The organism is Baekduia alba, from assembly GCF_028416635.1.
Taxonomy (GTDB): Bacteria; Actinomycetota; Thermoleophilia; order Solirubrobacterales; family Solirubrobacteraceae; genus Baekduia; species Baekduia alba.
Genome location: NZ_CP114013.1, coordinates 4,385,292 through 4,401,733, shown reverse-complemented (window position 1 = coordinate 4,401,733; position 16,442 = coordinate 4,385,292). Strand labels below are relative to the sequence as shown.

The following is a 16,442-nucleotide window of genomic DNA, read 5'->3' as shown; positions in this document are numbered from 1 at the left end:
GGGAGAGGCGCGATGAGCACGGTCGCAGGAGGACGCGCGGGCGGCATCGGCGATCGGGGGACGGGGAGGTCCTTCTTCAACCGCCAGCTGGCGCACTATCCGGACACCGCGCGCCGCACGCTTGGTGGATCTGCTTCGCGGGCCGGCTCTGACTGCTGCCGGCCACGCTGCTGCTGACCGGCCGCTGGAGCCCGCGCCAGGCCCGCGAGGACGAGGTCGCCCACGAGGCGGCGGTCCAGCGCGAGCTCGCGGCGCTCGAGCGCGCCTGAGCCCAAGACGACGGTGCGGGGCGGGCTGAAGGCTCGCCCCGCGCGCGGGTTTCGCCCTCTGGGCGAACACCCGCTGGCGTAACCCGCCCCCTGGGCGGGCTTACGCCGACGCCTCTTCCTCGTCCAGGGCGGCCAGCGCCTCGTCGCGGCTGGCGCGGATGGTGAAGATCTGGTCCAGGCCCGTGATCTCGAACGTCTTGGCGATGTTCTGGTCGACGTTGACGATCGTCAGGCGCCCGTCGCGCGCACGCAGGCGCTTGACCGTGCCGATCAGGACGCCGAGCGCGGTCGAGTCCAGGAACGTCGTCTCGCCGAGGTCCACCACGAGCCGCGACTTGCCGCCCTCGATCGCCTCTCCGAGCGCGGTCTTCAGCTCGGGAGCGGTGAACAGGTCGATCTCGCCGCGGACCGCGACCACCTGGGTCGCGGTGTCGACGGCGTCCTGGGTCAAGGCGAATTCCGGTGGCATCGTTCCTCAGTGTGACGAAATTTGCGTGGGGCAGGGGGTGGTCGCTCACGCGCGGAAGGCGAGGTGCAGGAGCAGCTCGGAGCCTTCGGTGCGCACGTCGGAGGCGACGCGCTCGAAGACGTTGCCCACGCCCGGCAGCGACGCGGCCTGCACGAGCGCGTCCCCGCCGGCGTCCGGCAGCGGCCCGATGCGCAGCGACAGGCCCTCGGGCTCGGCGTGGACGTGGACGGTGACGCGGCCGTCGGTGGTGTGGGCGGGCGCGTGGGCGGCGACCGCGTCGGTGAGCAGCAGCGCGTCGTCGAGGCGGTCGATCGGGCACTGCGCGCGCGCGGCGAGCATCCCGACGACGCGGCCGAGGACCGGGCCGAGCAGCTCAGGCCGACGGACGGTCAGCGTCGCCTCGTTGACGGTCGAGGCCTCGGGGCTCATGCGGCCGCCTCCGGCACGGTCTCGAGCTCGAAGACCATGCGGACCTCGGTCTCGTCGCGGTCGTTGGTGCCCAGCTCCAGCGAGGACGCGAGCGTCGCGATGAGCGGCAGGCCCAGGCCCAGGCCCGGCGAGTCCGGCCGCGGGAGGATCCCGCGGCCCTCGTCGGACACGACCACGGTCAGCGCGCCGTCGGTCACGCCCGCGCGCACGCTCATGGGACCGTCGCCATCGGGGTAGGCATGCACGACCACGTTGGTGCAGGCCTCGGTGACCGCCAGCTTGACGTCGGCCAGCGCGTGGTCGGGCACGTCGAGGGCGTCGCCGATCCCGCCGAAGGCATGCCGGACGACGGCCACGTTCTCGGCGCGTGCCGGCAGGGTCAGCTCGAAGTCGGGCGTCACAGGCTCCTGGTGGCGGTCGTGCCGGGGCATCCCAGCCCCGGGGTTCTCATCGGCTGGCATATGCCCACCCGGTCGTCGTCCTATTCGCGACTTCGCAATCCGCACGAGCGAAGGGGCCCGGAGCATAGACGGTGCACATGTCGCCTCAGCGCGGTGAAGCACGCCGAGCCGCCCTGGGGCGGCCCGACGCGTGTGGGGGAGGTCATCGCGTCGCACCGGGGCAGGTCCGATGCTGTCCGTGACGCGATATGGGGCGGGAGCATCAATCCCGCGGAGCTTCATATGCCCGCGGGTTCCGCCCGCAAACGCCGGCGATCGAAGGCGCCCGATTCCGGTTTGCACGCAGACGAACGTCCCTCTGTGCAAGAGCCGCGCGGCACGGTCCGCGAAGGCTGTATGCGATCACGTACGCCTGTCCAATCCGGAGTGCGCTTGCTACTCTGCCGCTTCCTCTCACGTGCCCCCGGGCCGCCACGGGACACCTCATGACGATCTCCGCTTTGCCCCAGGCCGACGGCCTGTACGACCCCCGCTACGAGCACGACGCCTGCGGCGTCGCCATGGTCGCCAGGCTGGACAACCAGCCCGACCACGGCGTCATCCACCGCGCGTTGACCGCTCTCGACAACCTCGAGCACCGCGGCGCCGAGGGCGCGGACATCCGCACCGGCGACGGCGCGGGCATCCTCGTCCAGATCCCCGACGCGTTCTTCCGCGCGGTGGTCGACTTCGAGCTGCCGCCGCAGGGCCAGTACGGCGTCGCCGTCTGCTTCCTGCCGCGCGACCCCGCGCAGCGCCGCAAGATCGAGCAGCTGCTCGAGCTCAACGTGCGCATCGAGGGCCAGGAGCTGCTCGGCTGGCGCGACGTGCCGGTCGACCTCGACCACGTCGGCGACACGGCCAACCAGTCGCGCCCGCACATCCGGCAGCTGTTCGTCGGCGCCGGGCCGGGCTTCGTCGACGACCAGGACCGCTTCGAGCGCAAGCTGTACGTCATCCGCCGCATCGTCGAGCTGGCGGCCGGCCCCGACTTCTACGCCCCGAGCTTCTCGTCGCGGACGTGCGTCTACAAGGGGATGCTGATCTCGCATCAGCTGCGGGACTTCTACCCCGACCTCAAGGACGAGCGCTTCGGCTCCGCGCTGGCGCTGGTCCACTCGCGCTTCTCGACGAACACGTTCCCGAGCTGGGACCTCGCGCACCCGTTCCGCGTGATCGCCCACAACGGCGAGATCAACACGCTGATGGGCAACGCGAACTGGATGCGGGCGCGCGAGTCGCAGCTCGCCTCCGACCTGTTCGGCCTGGACCTCCAGAAGGTGCTGCCGATCGTGCGCCCCGGCGGGTCGGACTCCGCGACGTTCGACAACGTCCTCGAGCTGCTGATGCTCGCCGGCCGCTCGCTGCCCCACGCGGCGATGATGATGATCCCGGAGGCCTACGCGGACCGCGACGACCTCCCCGATCACCTCAAGGGCTTCTACGCCTTCCACTCGTGTCTGATGGAGCCGTGGGACGGGCCGGCGTCGGTCTGCTTCACCGACGGCACCGTGGTCGGCGCGACGCTGGACCGCAACGGGCTGCGCCCGGGCCGCTGGGCGGAGACCAAGGACGGCTACGTCATGCTCGGCTCCGAGACCGGCATGCTGCCGCTCGCGCCCGAGGAGGTCGTGCGCCTCGGCCGCCTCGCGCCGGGCAAGCTGTTCCTCGTCGACCTCGAGGCCGGCCGCATCGTGGACGACCACGAGGTCAAGGAGCAGGTCGCGACCGCGCAGCCCTACGGCCGCTGGTTCGAGGAGAACGTCGTCCGCTTCGACGACCTCCCGCCGAGCGACGGCCTGACGCTCGCCCAGCCGCTGCGCGACCTGCAGCTGGCGTTCGGCTACTCGCAGGAGGACCTCCGGATCCTCATGGCGCCGATGGCCAAGAACGGCGAGGAGCCGATCGGCTCGATGGGCAACGACAACGCGCTCGCCGTGCTGTCGGACCAGCGCCCGCCGCTGTTCTCCTACTTCAAGCAGCTGTTCGCGCAGGTGACCAACCCGCCGATCGACCCGATCCGCGAGTCGATCGTCATGTCGCTGGGCACCGGCGTGGGCGCCGAGGGCAACCTCCTGGAGGCCCAGCCCGAGCACGCGCGCCAGCTGGTCATGCGCCAGCCGATCCTGCGCAACGGCGAGCTCGAGACGCTGCGCTCGCTCGAGCACCCGTGGTTCAAGTCGCACACGATCGACATCACCTGGGCGGTGCAGGACGGGCCGGACGGCCTGCACGCGCGCTTGGCCGAGATCTGCGACGAGGCGCACGACGCCATCGCGCAGGGCATCAACGTCCTGATCCTCAGCGACCGCGGCATCGGCAAGCGCCGCGCGCCGATCCCGTCGCTGCTGGCCGTCGCCGCCGTCCACCACCACCTCGTCCGCGAGGGCACGCGCCTGCAGACCGGCCTGGTGCTGGAGTCGGGCGAGCCGCGCGAGGTCCACCACTTCGCCACGCTGATCGGCTACGGCGTCAGCGCCGTCAACCCGTACCTGCTGTTCGAGACGGTCGACGCGATCGTCGCCGAGGGGCGCGTCGCGGGCCTGGACGACGTCGACGAGGCCGAGGCGCACATCGTCAAGGCCATCGGCAAGGGCCTGCTCAAGACCATCTCCAAGATGGGGATCTCGACGATCCAGTCCTACTGCGGGGCGCAGATCTTCGAGGCCGTCGGCCTGGAGAAGCCGCTGATCGACCGCCACTTCTGCGGCACCGCGTCGCGCATCGGCGGCGTGGGCCTGGAGACGCTGGCCCAGGAGGCGCTGGACCGCCACGAGCGCGGCTACGGCCGGACGGCGGAGGAGCTGCTGCCGGTCGGCGGCGTCTACGCCTGGCGCCGCGACGGCGAGCACCACATGTGGAACCCGGAGACGATCGCGGCGCTGCAGCACGCGGTCCGGGACACGAACGGCTCCGCGCAGGACAAGTACGACGAGTACTCCAAGATGGTCAACGAGCACGCGGCGCGCAAGGCGACGCTGCGCGGCCTGCTGAAGATCCGCGAGGACCTGGAGCCGATCTCGATCGACGAGGTCGAGCCGGCCCAGGAGATCGTCAAGCGCTTCGCCACCGGCGCGATGTCGCTCGGCTCGATCTCCACCGAGGCGCACGAGAACCTCGCGATCGCCATGAACCGCCTCGGCGGGCGCTCGAACACGGGCGAGGGCGGCGAGGACCCGCGGCGCTTCGTCGCCGACGAGAACGGCGACCTGCGCCGCTCGGCGATCAAGCAGGTCGCGTCGGGCCGCTTCGGCGTGACGATCCACTACCTGGTCAACGCCGACCAGCTGCAGATCAAGATGGCGCAGGGCGCGAAGCCCGGCGAGGGCGGCCAGCTGCCCGGCGACAAGGTCGACGCGTACATCGGGTCGGTCCGGCACACGACGCCGGGCGTGGGCCTGATCTCGCCGCCGCCGCACCACGACATCTACTCGATCGAGGACCTCAAGCAGCTCATCTACGACCTGCGCTGCGCGAACCCGCGCGCCCAGGTGTCGGTGAAGCTCGTGTCCGAGGTCGGCGTCGGCACGGTCGCCGCGGGCGTCGCGAAGGCCAACGCCGACCACGTCGTCATCGCCGGCCACGACGGGGGCACGGGCGCTTCGCCGCTGAGCTCGATCGTGTCCGCCGGCGCGCCGTGGGAGATCGGCCTGGCCGAGACCCAGCAGACGCTGCTGAAGAACGACCTGCGGTCGCGCATCGTCGTCCAGACCGACGGCCAGCTGAAGACCGGTCGCGACGTCGCGATCGCCGCGATGCTCGGCGCCGACGAGATGGGCTTCTCGACCGCGCCGCTGATCGCGACGGGCTGCATCATGATGCGCGCCTGCCACCTGAACACGTGTCCGGTCGGCATCGCGACGCAGGACCCGGAGCTGCGCAAGCGCTTCAAGGGCACGCCGGAGCACGTCGTCAACTTCTTCTTCTTCGTGGCGGAGGAGCTGCGCGCCATCATGGCGTCGCTCGGCATCGCCAAGTTGGAGGACTTGATCGGGCGCGTCGACCTGCTCGCCGCCGACGAGGCGATCGACCACTGGAAGGCGCGCGGGATCGACCTGACGCACCTGCTGACGTTCCCGCGCGACGTCGACGCGTCCAAGCCGCGCCACCGCACGCAGCCGCCGCCGCCGGTGCTCGACGACGCGCTGGACCACGTCCTGCTCGAGCGCGCGCGGCCCGTCGTCGAGGGCGGCGACGCGCACGTCGACATCGAGACGCCGGTGCGCAACGTCAACCGCTGCGTCGGCGGCATGCTGTCGTCGCGGATCGCCGAGCTCCACGGGCGCGACGGCCTGCCGGCCGGCTCGATCGACGTGGCCTTCACCGGCTCGGCCGGACAGTCGTTCGGCGGCTGGCTCGCGCCGGGCGTGACGTTCACGCTGCGCGGCGACGCCAACGACTACACGGGCAAGGGGCTGAGCGGCGGCACGGTCGTCGTCACGCCGCCGTCCGCGGTCACGTTCGACGCGCAGGAGAACGTGATCGTCGGCAACACGGTGCTCTACGGCGCGACGTCGGGCAAGGCGTTCTTCCGCGGCCTCGCGGGCGAGCGCTTCGCGGTCCGCAACTCGGGCGCCTCGGCCGTCATCGAGGGCGTGGGCGACCACGGCTGCGAGTACATGACCGGCGGGCGCGTCGTGGTCCTGGGGGAGACCGGGCGCAACTTCGCGGCGGGGATGTCCGGCGGGTTCGCGTACGTGCTCGACGAGGACGGCGCCTTCCGCGGTCGGGTCAACCCCACCATGTTGAACCAGCTCGAGGACCTGAGCGACGGCGACGCCGACGACGTGCGCGGCCTGGTGCAGGAGCACCTGGACCGCACCGGCTCGACGATCGCGGCGCGGCTGCTCGAGGACTGGGACGCCGCGCGCGGGAAGTTCGTGAAGGTCTTCCCGGCCGACTACAAGCGCGTGCTGGCCGAGCAGGCCGCGGCCGCGGCTCAGACGACCGAAGGAGTCGCGGCATGACTCGCGCAGAGCGCTCGCAAGCCGTTCGCCGCATGACCTCCGCACGCCTCGCCACCATCATGCACATCGACGTCACGCGTGCCGCCTAGCCATGGGTGAGCTCGGAGGGTTCCTCAAGATCGACCGCTCGAACATCCCGTACCGGGATGCGACCGAGCGCGTCGGCGACTTCCAGGAGTTCGTCGTCCAGCGCCCCGACGAGGAGCTGGCCGGCCAGGGCGCGCGCTGCATGGACTGCGGCGTGCCGTTCTGCCACAACGGCTGCCCGCTCGGGAACCTGATCCCGGACTGGAACGACCTCGTCTACCGCGACCGCTGGCCGGACGCGATCCGGCAGCTGCACGCCACCAACAACTTCCCGGAGTTCACGGGTCGCCTGTGTCCCGCGCCGTGCGAGGCCGCGTGCGTGCTGGAGATCCGCGAAGGCGACGCGGTCACGATCAAGCAGATCGAGAACTCCATCATCAACCGGGCGTGGGACGAGGGCTGGGTCGTGCCCCAGCCGCCCGCGGTCGAGACGGGCATGAGCGCCGCGGTCGTCGGCGCCGGCCCGGCCGGGATGGCGGCCGCGCAGCAGCTGCGCCGCGCCGGCCACCGCGTCGTGCTGTTCGAGCGCGACGAGGCGGGCGGCGGGCTGGTGCGGTTCGGCGTGCCGGACTTCAAGATCGAGAAGTGGGTCGTCGAGCGCCGGCTGAACCAGCTGCGCGAGGAGGGCGTCGAGATCCGCTGCGGCGTCGACGTCGGGCGTGACGTGACCGCCGACGAGCTGCGCGCCGAGTTCGACGCGGTCGTGCTGACGATCGGCTCGCGCGTGCCGCGCGACCTGCCGGTGCCAGGGCGCGAGCTCGACGGCATCCACCCGGCGATGGACTACCTGTACGTGCGCAACCGCGTGATCGCCGACGAGCTCGGGCCCGAGCCGTCCGTCGCGCGCGCCGCGGGCGTCGACCAGGCGATCACCGCCGCGGGCAAGCACGTCGTCGTCATCGGCGGCGGCGACACCGGCGCCGACTGCGTCGGGCACTCGATCCGCGAGGGCGCGCTGAGCGTCACCCAGTTGGAGCTCCTGCCCGAGCCGCCGACGCACCGTCCCGACGACCGGACCCCGTGGCCGCTGTGGCCGCAGAAGTTCCGTCTGTCCTACGCCATGGAAGAGGCGACGGCGATCGGCAAGGGCGAGCAGGACTACTCGATCGTCACGACGCGCTTCGACGGCGAGGACGGCCGCGTGACCATGCTGCGCTACGCGCAGGCCGGCGACGCGCCGCCGTTCCAGCCCGTCGAGGGCACCGACGGCGAGATGCAGGCCGATCTCGTCCTGCTGGCCATGGGCTTCCTGCATCCCGAGCACGAGGGCATCGTCGACCAGCTCGGCGTCGACCTCGACCAGCGCGGCAACGTGAAGGCGGCGACCTACGCGACGAGCGTCCGCGGCGTCTTCGCCGCCGGCGACGCCCGCCGCGGCCAGTCCCTCATCGTCTGGGCGATCAACGAGGGCCGCCAGGCCGCTCGCATGGCCGACCGCTTCCTCCACGAGCTCTCCACCACCGACCGCGAGCCCGTTCTGGCCGGCAACGTCCACGACGCCGACGACGGCCCCGAAGGCCCTCCGTCCCACGCCGACGGCGGCGTGACCGCGGAAGAGGCGTAGCACCGGCGCGCTTGCGCGCCGCCTCGTCGCGCCTGGCGGCATCGACCGGCTTGACGGGCGGCCGCCCGCCGGCGCTTGCCCGGCACCCCAGCCACGACGATGCGGGGCGCAAGCGCGCCGCTGGAGCCCTCGGCTCTTCCTCGACCCGAGCGGTTTCCGTCGTTAGGGTCGCGCGATGTCCCACGTGCCGGTCACCCGTCGTCGACTCCTGCAGGCGGGTGCGTCTGCCGCCGCGCTCACCGCGCTCGAGGCGCCGCTCACCACCGCGGCGTTCGCCGCGGCGCGCAAGCGCAAGAAGGCCGATGTCGCGATCGTCGGCGCCGGCTTCTCCGGCCTCGCCGCCGCCCGCGCCCTCACGCACGCGGGCCACAGCGTCATCGTCCTCGAGGCGCGCGACGTCGTCGGCGGCCGCACGCGCAACGCGAAGATCGACGGCGGCCGGTACATCGCCGAGGTCGGCGGGCAGTTCGTCGGCCCGACGCAGGACCGCATCCTGGCGCTGGCCAAGGCGGTCGGGGCCAAGACGTTCGACGTGTACAACACGGGCCAGAGCGCCTACGTGGCGCGGGGCGAGCGGACGCTGTACCCCGCGTCGGTCGGCATCCCGAGCGATCCGGAGGTCGGCGCGCTGCTCGACGTCCTGCTCGAGGTCGACAAGCTGGCCGCGGAGGTCGGCGTCGCAGCGCCGTGGAAGCACGCCAAGGCTCGGCAGTACGACGGCATCACGCTCGCGCAGCACCTCGCGCCCAAGAACCTGTCGCCGACGGCCAACGCGGTGGCCGACGCGATCTTCGAGTCGATCTGGGGCGCCGACGCCGACGAGCTGTCGTTCCTGTACGTCCTGCAGTACGTCGCCGCGGCGGGCAACGCGAAGACCGCCGGCGCGTTCCTGCGGCTCATCGCGACGGCCGGCGGAGCGCAGGAGCAGCGGATCGTCGGCGGCTCGGTCGTCGTCGCGCAGAAGGTCGCCGAGCAGCTCGGCGCGCGCGTCCTCCTGAGGGCGCCCGTCGAGAAGATCAGGGAGCACGACGGCGAGGTGACGATCACGACGCGCAACGGCCCGACGGTCGTCGCGCAGCAGGCGATCGTCGCCGTCCCGCCGGTGCTGGCCGCGCGGATCGCGTTCGCGCCCGGGCTCCCCGCGGCCAAGGAGACGTTGTTGAAGGCCATGGTTCCGGGCTCGCTGTCCAAGGTCGAGGCGGTCTACGACAAGCCGTTCTGGCGCGACGCCGGGCTCAGCGGGCAGGGCGTCAGCGACACCGGCCTGGCCCGCGTGCCGTGGGACAACTCGCCGCCCGACGCCGGCGTCGGCGTGTTCTTCAGCTTCATCGGCGGCAAGCGCCATCGCGAGTGGTCCCAGCTCGACGCCCCGACCCGCCGCGCCCGCGTCCTGGACGACTTCGTGCGCTTCCTCGGCGACGAGCGCGCCCGCACCCCGCTCGAGTTCATCGAGAAGGACTGGACGAACGAGACCTGGACGCGCGGCTGCCCGGTCGGCCACTTCGCGCCCGGCGTCCTGGCCAAGCACGGCCCGCAGCTGCGCGCCGCCCACGGCCGCATCCACTTCGCGGGCACCGAGACGGCCGACTACTGGCTCGGCTACATGGACGGCGCGGTGCGCGCGGGGGAGCGCGCGGCCAAGGAGGTCGGCACCGCGTTGAAGCACCGGGGCTGACGCTCCTCAACGAGAACTTGACGCCCCCGTCACCTTCTGGGACGCTGGCGTCCATGCCCCAGCCCGACCTTCCTTCTGTCTGCCTCATCGGCGCCGGCTCGTCCGGGATCGTGGTGGCCAAGGCGCTCCACGAGCAGGACGTGCCGTTCGACTGCATCGAGGCGTCGGACCGCGTCGGCGGCAACTGGGTCTTCGGCAACCGCAACGGGATGTCGGCCGCGTACCGCGATCTGCACATCAACACCTCGCGCGACCGCATGGCCTACTCGGACTTCCCGATGCCGGCCGACTACCCCGACTACCCGCACCACACCCAGATCGCGGCGTACTTCGACGACTACGTCGACCACTTCGGGTTCCGCGACCACATCATCTTCAACACGCGCGTCGAGGCGGTTGTGCGGGGAGACGCCGGCGTCTACACCGTGACGACCGACGACGGCGTGACGCGCGAGTACGACATCGTCCTCGTCGCCAACGGCCACCACTGGAACCCGCGCATGCCCGAGCCGGCGTTCCCGGGCAGCGACACCTTCGGCGGCACGCAGATCCACGCGCACGCCTACCTCGACTCCTCCATCTTCGAGGACAAGGACGTGGTCGTGCTCGGGATGGGCAACTCGGCGATGGACATCGCGGTCGAGTCCTCCTACGTCGCCAACAGCACGTACCTGGCCGCCCGCCGCGGCGCGTGGATCATCCCTAAATACCTGTTCGGGCGCCCGACCGACCAGCTCAAGAACGACCCCCGCATCCCCTTCAAGATCCGCCAGAAGGTCATCCACCGGCTGATCCGCCTCAGCGTGGGGGACGTGACGAAGTACGGGCTCCCGCAGCCCGACCACGAGTTCGGCGAGGCGCACCCGACGATCTCCGGCCGCATCCTCGACCGCATCCAGCACGGCCGCGTCACGCCCAAGCCCAACATCGCCCAGCTCGACGGCGGTGACGTCGTGTTCACCGACGGCACGCGCGCGCCGGTCGACGTGGTCGTCTACTGCACCGGCTACAAGATCACGTTCCCGTTCTTCGCCGACGACTTCATCGTGGCGCCCGACAACCACATCGAGCTGTTCCGCCGTGTCTTCCACCCGCGCTACGCCGACCTCGCGTTCGTCGGCCTGCTCCAGCCGCTCGGCGCGATCATGCCGCTGGCCGAGGCCCAGGGCCAGTGGCTGGCCGCCTACCTGCGCGGCCACTACGCGCTGCCGGCCCCGGCCGACCTGACGGCCGACATCCGCGCCGACCAGAAGGCGATGCACAAGCGCTACGTCGCGTCCAAGCGCCACACGATCCAGGTCGACTTCGACGACTACCTGCGCGACCTCGACAAGGAGCGCAAGGCCGGCGAGGAGCGGGCGGCGGCGCGGGGCTACGCGCTGCCGATCGCGCACCGGGCGAAGGAAGCGCCGCGCACGGCCGAGGTGGTCGCCGCGTGACGAGCCTGGGGGTGGGTGGGGCGGACATCGGCAAGCGCGAGCGCACCAAGCAGGCCAACCGCGCCGCGATCCTCGAGGCGGCCCGCGACGTCTTCGCCGAGATCGGCTTCGGCGCCGCGTCGGTGCGCGACATCGTCCGGCGGACCGACCTCGCGACCGGCACGTTCTACAACTACTTCCCGGACAAGGAGTCGGTCCTCGGCGCGCTGCTGGACGAGACCGCGGGGGAGGCGCGCGAGCGCGTCCGGGCCGCGCGCCGCGGCGGCACGACGCTGGACGCGTTCGTCCGCGACGGCTTCCGGGCCTACTTCCGGTTCCTGATCGAGGACCGCCGCACGTCCGAGCTGCTGTCGCGCAACGCGGGGACGATCCGGGCCCTGTTCGACGAGCCGTCGCTGGTCGCCGGCGTCGAGGAGCTCGCCGAGGACCTCCGCGCCGGCATCGCCGCCGGGCTGATCCCCGACCACGACGTGGAGTACATGGCCGCCTCGATGGTCGGCGCGGCGTTCGAGATCGGCGCGCGGATGCTCGACGGTCAGGAGCCAGACCCCGAGCGGGCGACGGCCTTCATCTCCGAGCTGTTCATCGCCGGACTGCGCGCCCGCGCGTCCTGACGTTCCGCGCAAGGTGCGTTGCGCGGACGCGGCACCGCAACTTCGGTGGCGGCTATGTTGTCTTGGTCGTGGATGCGCCGAGTTCCTTGCGCGCCTCCTGACTTCGACCTCGTCCCCGACGCCGACAAGGAGCACACCGCATTCCGATGCGACGTCTCTTCCGCACCGCCCTGCTCGTCACCGCCCTCGCGGCCGTGGCGCTCCCCGCGACCGCTTCCGCCTCCGCGACCGTTGGTGTCTCGGACCAGCAGGCCAGCACGTTCACGAACCCCCTCTTCGCGCCGCTGAAGATGAAGGTCGCCCGCTACATCGCGCCGTACGACGTCGCCACCGCGGGCACCGAGAAGGCCAACTTCGAGGCCTGGCTCAAGGCCGCCAAGGCCGCGCATCAGACGATCCTGATCTCGTTCGAGCACTCGCGCGACGCCGGCCAGTACAGCAAGGCCCCGAGCGTCGCGACCTACACCAAGGCGTTGAAGGCGTTCAAGAAGAAGTACGGCAGCAAGTTCGACGTCACGCCGTGGAACGAGGTCAACGTCTGCCAGGCCAAGGGCCGGCAGGAGGGCCAGCCGTCGAAGATCTGCAAGTCCTCGACGGGCGCCAAGCTCGTGGCGCAGTACTACTCGGCGGCGCTCAAGGTCTTCAAGGGCCGCAAGGTCACCGCGATCGACATCCTCGACGGCTCGAACGTCGGCGGCTCGGTCAGCTACCTGCGCAAGTTCAAGAAGTACGTCAAGGGCCACCCCAAGTACTGGGGCCTGCACAACTACAGCGACACCAACCGCGGGTCCTACTCGCGGACGTCGCGCCTGATCAAGACGATCGGCGACAAGAAGGCCCAGGTCTGGCTGACGGAGACCGGCGGCCAGCTGCGGCTGCGCGGCGTGTACGCCGGCGGGTCCGAGGCCACGGCCGAGACGAAGGCCGCGACCGCGCTGAAGTGCATGTTCTCGATGCCGAAGCGCTACAAGCAGATCACGCGCCTGTACGTGTACCAGTTCAACGGCGCGCCGGCGTCCAACGACTTCGACGCCGGGCTGATCAACATCGACAACACCACGCGCAAGGGCTACGCCGTGGTCCAGAAGCGCCAGTCGGCGACCTGCCACGCCTAGGCAGCGCGGCTGAGATCTCGTTGTTCCGCGACGGGCGCCTACGGGCGCCCGTCGTGCGTTGCGGGGCAGGCTCGTAGACTGGCTGCCGTGCCCACCTTCTGCCGCCACAACCGGCTCGTCGAGAACTGCCCGATCTGCTCCAAGAAGGAGCGGGTCTCGGCCCCGACCCGCTCGGTCGCGCGTCGCCCGTCCAAGCCGGAGGGCAGTGGCGCCGTGCGCGCGCCGCGGAAGTCCGCCTCCTCGGGCATGACGGTGCGGCGCGTGCAGCGCGCGCCCGACGACGGCTACGAGCACGACATCGTCCCCGGTCTGCGGTCCAGCGTCGACGCCGGGCGGCTGGCCGACGAGCTGGCGTTCAGCGCCGCGCGCGTGCGCGAGCTGGGCGAGGCACCTCCGGGCCTGTACGGCGACGTGCAGCGGGAGTCCGATCGCGAAGAGGCCGCGTGGCTGGCGTTCCTCATCACGTACTTCTCGCCGTTGAGCGGGGAGGACCCGTGGGCGACGATCTTGGAGCGCCGGACGACGTGGGCCTCGGGCGAGAACCCGGCCCTCGACGGCGCGGAGTTCGGCCCGCGCACCGGCTACGACGCCAAGCGCGGCGACGCCGCGTTCATCGCCTACCGCGCATGGGCCGAGCGCGGCGGCGGGCAGATCGCGGCGCTCGCCGGCGAGGAGTCCTGGACGCTGCAGCACCGCTTCGACCGCGGCTTCGAGCGGCTGGGCCTGCCCGGCTTCGGGCGGCCGGCGCGCGTCGAGCTGCTGGTCGCCGACCACCACCTCGGGCTCGTGCAGCTGGATCCGTGGACGATGCACCTGAGCTCCGCGACGCCGATGGATCCGGTCGCGCTGGCCGCGAAGCGGATCCTCGGCATCGGCGACCCGGTGCTGCTGCAGCGCCGCCAGCGCGAGCTCGCGCACGGCGTCGGCGTGCCGGTCGAGACCTTGGACCTCGCGTTCTACAACTGGTCGCTGCCGGTCGACGAGGAGCGCTACGTCAACGGCGCGGACGCGGTCGTCGACCAGGCCGAGCGCGACGGGATCGCTACGGCGCTGGGGTTGTAGGCCTTGAGGCTTGTTGGTGTGGTCGCCGCGGCCGCGGCGCTGCTCGTGGCGCTGCTGGCGGTCGGGTGCGGCGAGTCGAAGTCCGCGAACCCGACGACGGCGCCCACCGTCTCGCTGTGGGTGAGCGGGACGGCCAAGAACTACCGCCAGGTCGCGGCGGGCGTGAAGCTGGCGCTGGCCGAGCACGGCGGCCGGGCCGGCGCGTTCCGCGTCAACTACGCGGGACGCCAGGTCTCAGACGACGCGGCCCGTGCCGAGGCCGACGCCCTCGGCAACGCCCGGACCACGTTGCAGGACACGCAGGCCAGCGCGGTGATCACCGATGCCGGCCCGGCTGCGGTGCGTCCCGCCATCACCTTGTTGAACGAGGCCGGCATCAGCGTCGGCGCGCTCGGCGACACCGCCTTGAAGGCCGAGGCCTGCTCACCGCGCAGCGACATCTACCCGGCCGGGCGCCAGACGGCGATCGTGATCACCCCGGGCGCCGCCGCGCCCGCCGCCTGGAAGGCCCGCTTCACCTCCCGTCTGGGCTTCGCCCCCTCCGACGACGCCTGGCGCGCCTACCAGGGCGCCGAGTCGGTGCTGGCCTCGATCGGGGCCAAGGGCGTAGCGACCGACGACTCCCCGCCACGCCTGGACCGAGACGCGCTGGCAGCGCAGCTGGTCCGAGCGCACGGCAACTGCTGACGCCGAGCGCCTGAGGGCGCAGGTGGCGAGCGGGCTACCAAGAACCGGGGATGTGTCTGGACGTTGCCTGGACGGTTGGTGGTCCGCACGTGAACAACGTCTCCGAATGCTCAATGAGCTCTTCTGGGACGTCGTAGTGCCGCTAATTGCGGACTTCGACGTGGCGATCGGCACATGGTGGCTGTCCGGACGCGGACTGGGGGATGGGGTGGATCGTGGAAGGAGACGTCGGTGTCTCATCGGGTGGTGCCGGCCCCGCCGCGATACCTCGTTGCGTCGCTCACTGTTGGGCGCGATTGTCGCCATTCGGACATCCGGGGGGCGAGAAGTGAGGCGTCTGGCCCTCATCACCACGGACGGACAACGAGACCCAGGGACGGGACATGGAGAACCTCGCGCCGGCACGCGCCCGGCTCACCGACGAACAAGCGCAAGAGCTGGTCCTACGCACCGTGGCGACCCACGCGGAGTCGCTGCTGCGCGTCGCCTACCGGCACAGCCTGTGCGCGGACGACGCGCACGACGCCTACCAGCGCAGCATGGAGATCCTGCTGCGCCGCGCGCCGACGCTCGACCCGCGCTCGGTCCACAAGTGGCTGCACGTCGTGGTCAAGCACGAGGCGAAGGAGCTGCGCAGGACACGGTCGGCGGTGGTGTCGACCGAGGACGTCGACTACGACCGCCACGAGGCGCCGGACGTCTCGACGCCCGAGGAGCGCGCCTTGACCGTCGACCGCGCGACGCGAGCCGCCGAGGCCCTGCAGCGGCTCAAGCCGCACGAGCTCCGCGCGGTCTGGCTGAAGGCCTTGGGGCATTCCTACGACGAGATCGCGGAGATCACCGGGTTCTCGGCGACAAAAGTGAATCGGTGCTTGGCCGAAGGCCGCAAGCGCTTCCTCGAGCGCTTCGAGGGGATCGAGACCGGCGCGGAGTGCGAGCGCTGGCAGCCGGTGCTCTCGGCGATCGTCGACGGCGAGGCGACGGCCGCCCAGATGGCCGACGCGCGACCGCATCTGCGCAACTGCGCGGCGTGCCGCGCGACGCTGCGCGGCCTCCAGGACGCGTCGCCGCCGCTGGCGGCGGTGCTGCCGGTCGGGCTCGCAGGCGTGGGGGCGAAGTTGTCCGGGTTGGTCGAGCGGCTCGTGCCGGGCGGCGCGGACACGGTTGGCGGCGCGGGCGTCCTGAGCGCGGGCGGCGCGAAGCTGGCCGGCGTCCTGGCGGCCGGTGCGGTGGCGGTGGGCGGCGGGACGGCCGCGGTGCACCACCACACGCACCAGCACGAGCGCCCACCCGCGCCGCGTGCGGCGCGCCCGGCGGTCGTGGCTCGCGCGGCGGCTCCCAGGCTCCCGGCGGCCACGCAGGCGCGTCGGGCCTACGCGGCGCGGGCGACGAAGGTCCGGCACGCGGCGGCCGCGCCGACCAAGGCGCAGCACAAGGTCGCGCGGGTCGCCCGCTCGGCGCACGAGCTCAAGCCGCGCGGCCACGAGGTGGTCGTGCTCGCGACGGCGCCGCGGGTCGTCGCGACCTCCACGTCTTCGCCTTCGCCCAAGCCTGGCCCGGTCGCGGTGCCGGTCGGGCCCGACGCCGACTCGTCCTCGGGCGAGTTCGCACCCCAGCCTTAGTTG

The 16,442-nt window shown here is 71.8% G+C and carries 12 protein-coding genes; 9 read left to right on the top strand and 3 right to left on the bottom strand.

Annotated features, from left to right (window positions below; translation table 11 throughout):
- Positions 1-369 precede the first annotated feature (369 nt).
- Genes DSM104299_RS22035 through DSM104299_RS22025 form a run of 3 tightly spaced genes read right to left on the bottom strand, consistent with a single transcriptional unit; the run spans position 370 to position 1,598 of the window.
- Entirely contained in the window at positions 370-738 is a 369-nt protein-coding gene (locus DSM104299_RS22035; RefSeq protein WP_272473812.1) for an STAS domain-containing protein, read from the bottom strand.
- 45 nt (positions 739-783) lie between these two features.
- Positions 784-1,167, bottom strand: a complete 384-nt coding sequence (locus DSM104299_RS22030; protein WP_272473811.1) for a hypothetical protein — start codon at positions 1,165-1,167, stop codon at positions 784-786.
- Positions 1,164-1,598, bottom strand: a complete 435-nt coding sequence (locus DSM104299_RS22025) for an ATP-binding protein (protein ID WP_272473810.1) — start codon at positions 1,596-1,598, stop codon at positions 1,164-1,166. Before DSM104299_RS22025 ends, DSM104299_RS22030 begins: the two co-directional genes overlap by 4 nt.
- A 455-nt stretch (positions 1,599-2,053) precedes the next feature.
- On the opposite strand from DSM104299_RS22025, the gene gltB reads away from it, so the two are divergent.
- From gltB to DSM104299_RS21980, 9 genes are all read left to right on the top strand, one after another.
- Positions 2,054-6,574 (top strand): glutamate synthase large subunit, encoded by a 4,521-nt coding sequence (gene gltB, locus DSM104299_RS22020; RefSeq protein WP_272473809.1) that lies wholly within the window; start codon positions 2,054-2,056, stop codon positions 6,572-6,574.
- A 91-nt stretch (positions 6,575-6,665) separates the two neighbouring features.
- Complete coding sequence (locus tag DSM104299_RS22015; RefSeq protein WP_272473808.1) at positions 6,666-8,225, top strand: glutamate synthase subunit beta; 1,560 nt, start codon at positions 6,666-6,668, stop codon at positions 8,223-8,225.
- A gap of 175 nt (positions 8,226-8,400) precedes the next feature.
- Positions 8,401-9,900 carry a flavin monoamine oxidase family protein gene (locus DSM104299_RS22010; protein ID WP_272473807.1) on the top strand — a complete coding sequence of 500 codons (1,500 nt, stop codon included), beginning with the start codon at positions 8,401-8,403 and terminating at the stop codon, positions 9,898-9,900.
- Positions 9,901-9,953: 53 nt separating this feature from the next.
- The gene (locus DSM104299_RS22005) at positions 9,954-11,339 is read left to right on the top strand and encodes a flavin-containing monooxygenase (protein WP_272473806.1); all 1,386 of its coding nucleotides are present in this window, start codon (positions 9,954-9,956) and stop codon (positions 11,337-11,339) included.
- On the top strand, positions 11,336-11,953 hold the full coding sequence (locus tag DSM104299_RS22000; RefSeq protein WP_272473805.1) for a TetR/AcrR family transcriptional regulator: 618 nt from the start codon (positions 11,336-11,338) through the stop codon (positions 11,951-11,953). The genes DSM104299_RS22005 and DSM104299_RS22000 overlap by 4 nt, the downstream gene beginning before the upstream one ends.
- A gap of 146 nt (positions 11,954-12,099) precedes the next feature.
- Positions 12,100-13,068 carry a hypothetical protein gene (locus DSM104299_RS21995; protein WP_272473804.1) on the top strand — a complete coding sequence of 323 codons (969 nt, stop codon included), beginning with the start codon at positions 12,100-12,102 and terminating at the stop codon, positions 13,066-13,068.
- Positions 13,069-13,155: 87 nt separating this feature from the next.
- Positions 13,156-14,130, top strand: coding sequence for a hypothetical protein (locus DSM104299_RS21990; protein ID WP_272473803.1), 975 nt, complete (start codon positions 13,156-13,158; stop codon positions 14,128-14,130).
- Between the two features lie 18 nt (positions 14,131-14,148).
- Positions 14,149-14,817, top strand: a complete 669-nt coding sequence (locus tag DSM104299_RS21985; RefSeq protein ID WP_272473802.1) for a hypothetical protein — start codon at positions 14,149-14,151, stop codon at positions 14,815-14,817.
- A 383-nt stretch (positions 14,818-15,200) separates the two neighbouring features.
- Entirely contained in the window at positions 15,201-16,439 is a 1,239-nt protein-coding gene (locus tag DSM104299_RS21980) for a sigma-70 family RNA polymerase sigma factor (protein ID WP_272473801.1), read from the top strand.
- Positions 16,440-16,442: the final 3 nt, after the last annotated feature.

Coding starts and splice junctions, on each gene's coding strand:
- DSM104299_RS22035 (WP_272473812.1), bottom strand. CDS start 738: ATGCCACCGGAATTCGCCTTGACCCAGGACGCCGTCGACACCGCGACC.
- DSM104299_RS22030 (WP_272473811.1), bottom strand. CDS start 1,167: ATGAGCCCCGAGGCCTCGACCGTCAACGAGGCGACGCTGACCGTCCGT.
- DSM104299_RS22025 (WP_272473810.1), bottom strand. CDS start 1,598: ATGCCCCGGCACGACCGCCACCAGGAGCCTGTGACGCCCGACTTCGAG.
- gltB (WP_272473809.1), top strand. CDS start 2,054: ATGACGATCTCCGCTTTGCCCCAGGCCGACGGCCTGTACGACCCCCGC.
- DSM104299_RS22015 (WP_272473808.1), top strand. CDS start 6,666: ATGGGTGAGCTCGGAGGGTTCCTCAAGATCGACCGCTCGAACATCCCG.
- DSM104299_RS22010 (WP_272473807.1), top strand. CDS start 8,401: ATGTCCCACGTGCCGGTCACCCGTCGTCGACTCCTGCAGGCGGGTGCG.
- DSM104299_RS22005 (WP_272473806.1), top strand. CDS start 9,954: ATGCCCCAGCCCGACCTTCCTTCTGTCTGCCTCATCGGCGCCGGCTCG.
- DSM104299_RS21995 (WP_272473804.1), top strand. CDS start 12,100: ATGCGACGTCTCTTCCGCACCGCCCTGCTCGTCACCGCCCTCGCGGCC.
- DSM104299_RS21980 (WP_272473801.1), top strand. CDS start 15,201: ATGGAGAACCTCGCGCCGGCACGCGCCCGGCTCACCGACGAACAAGCG.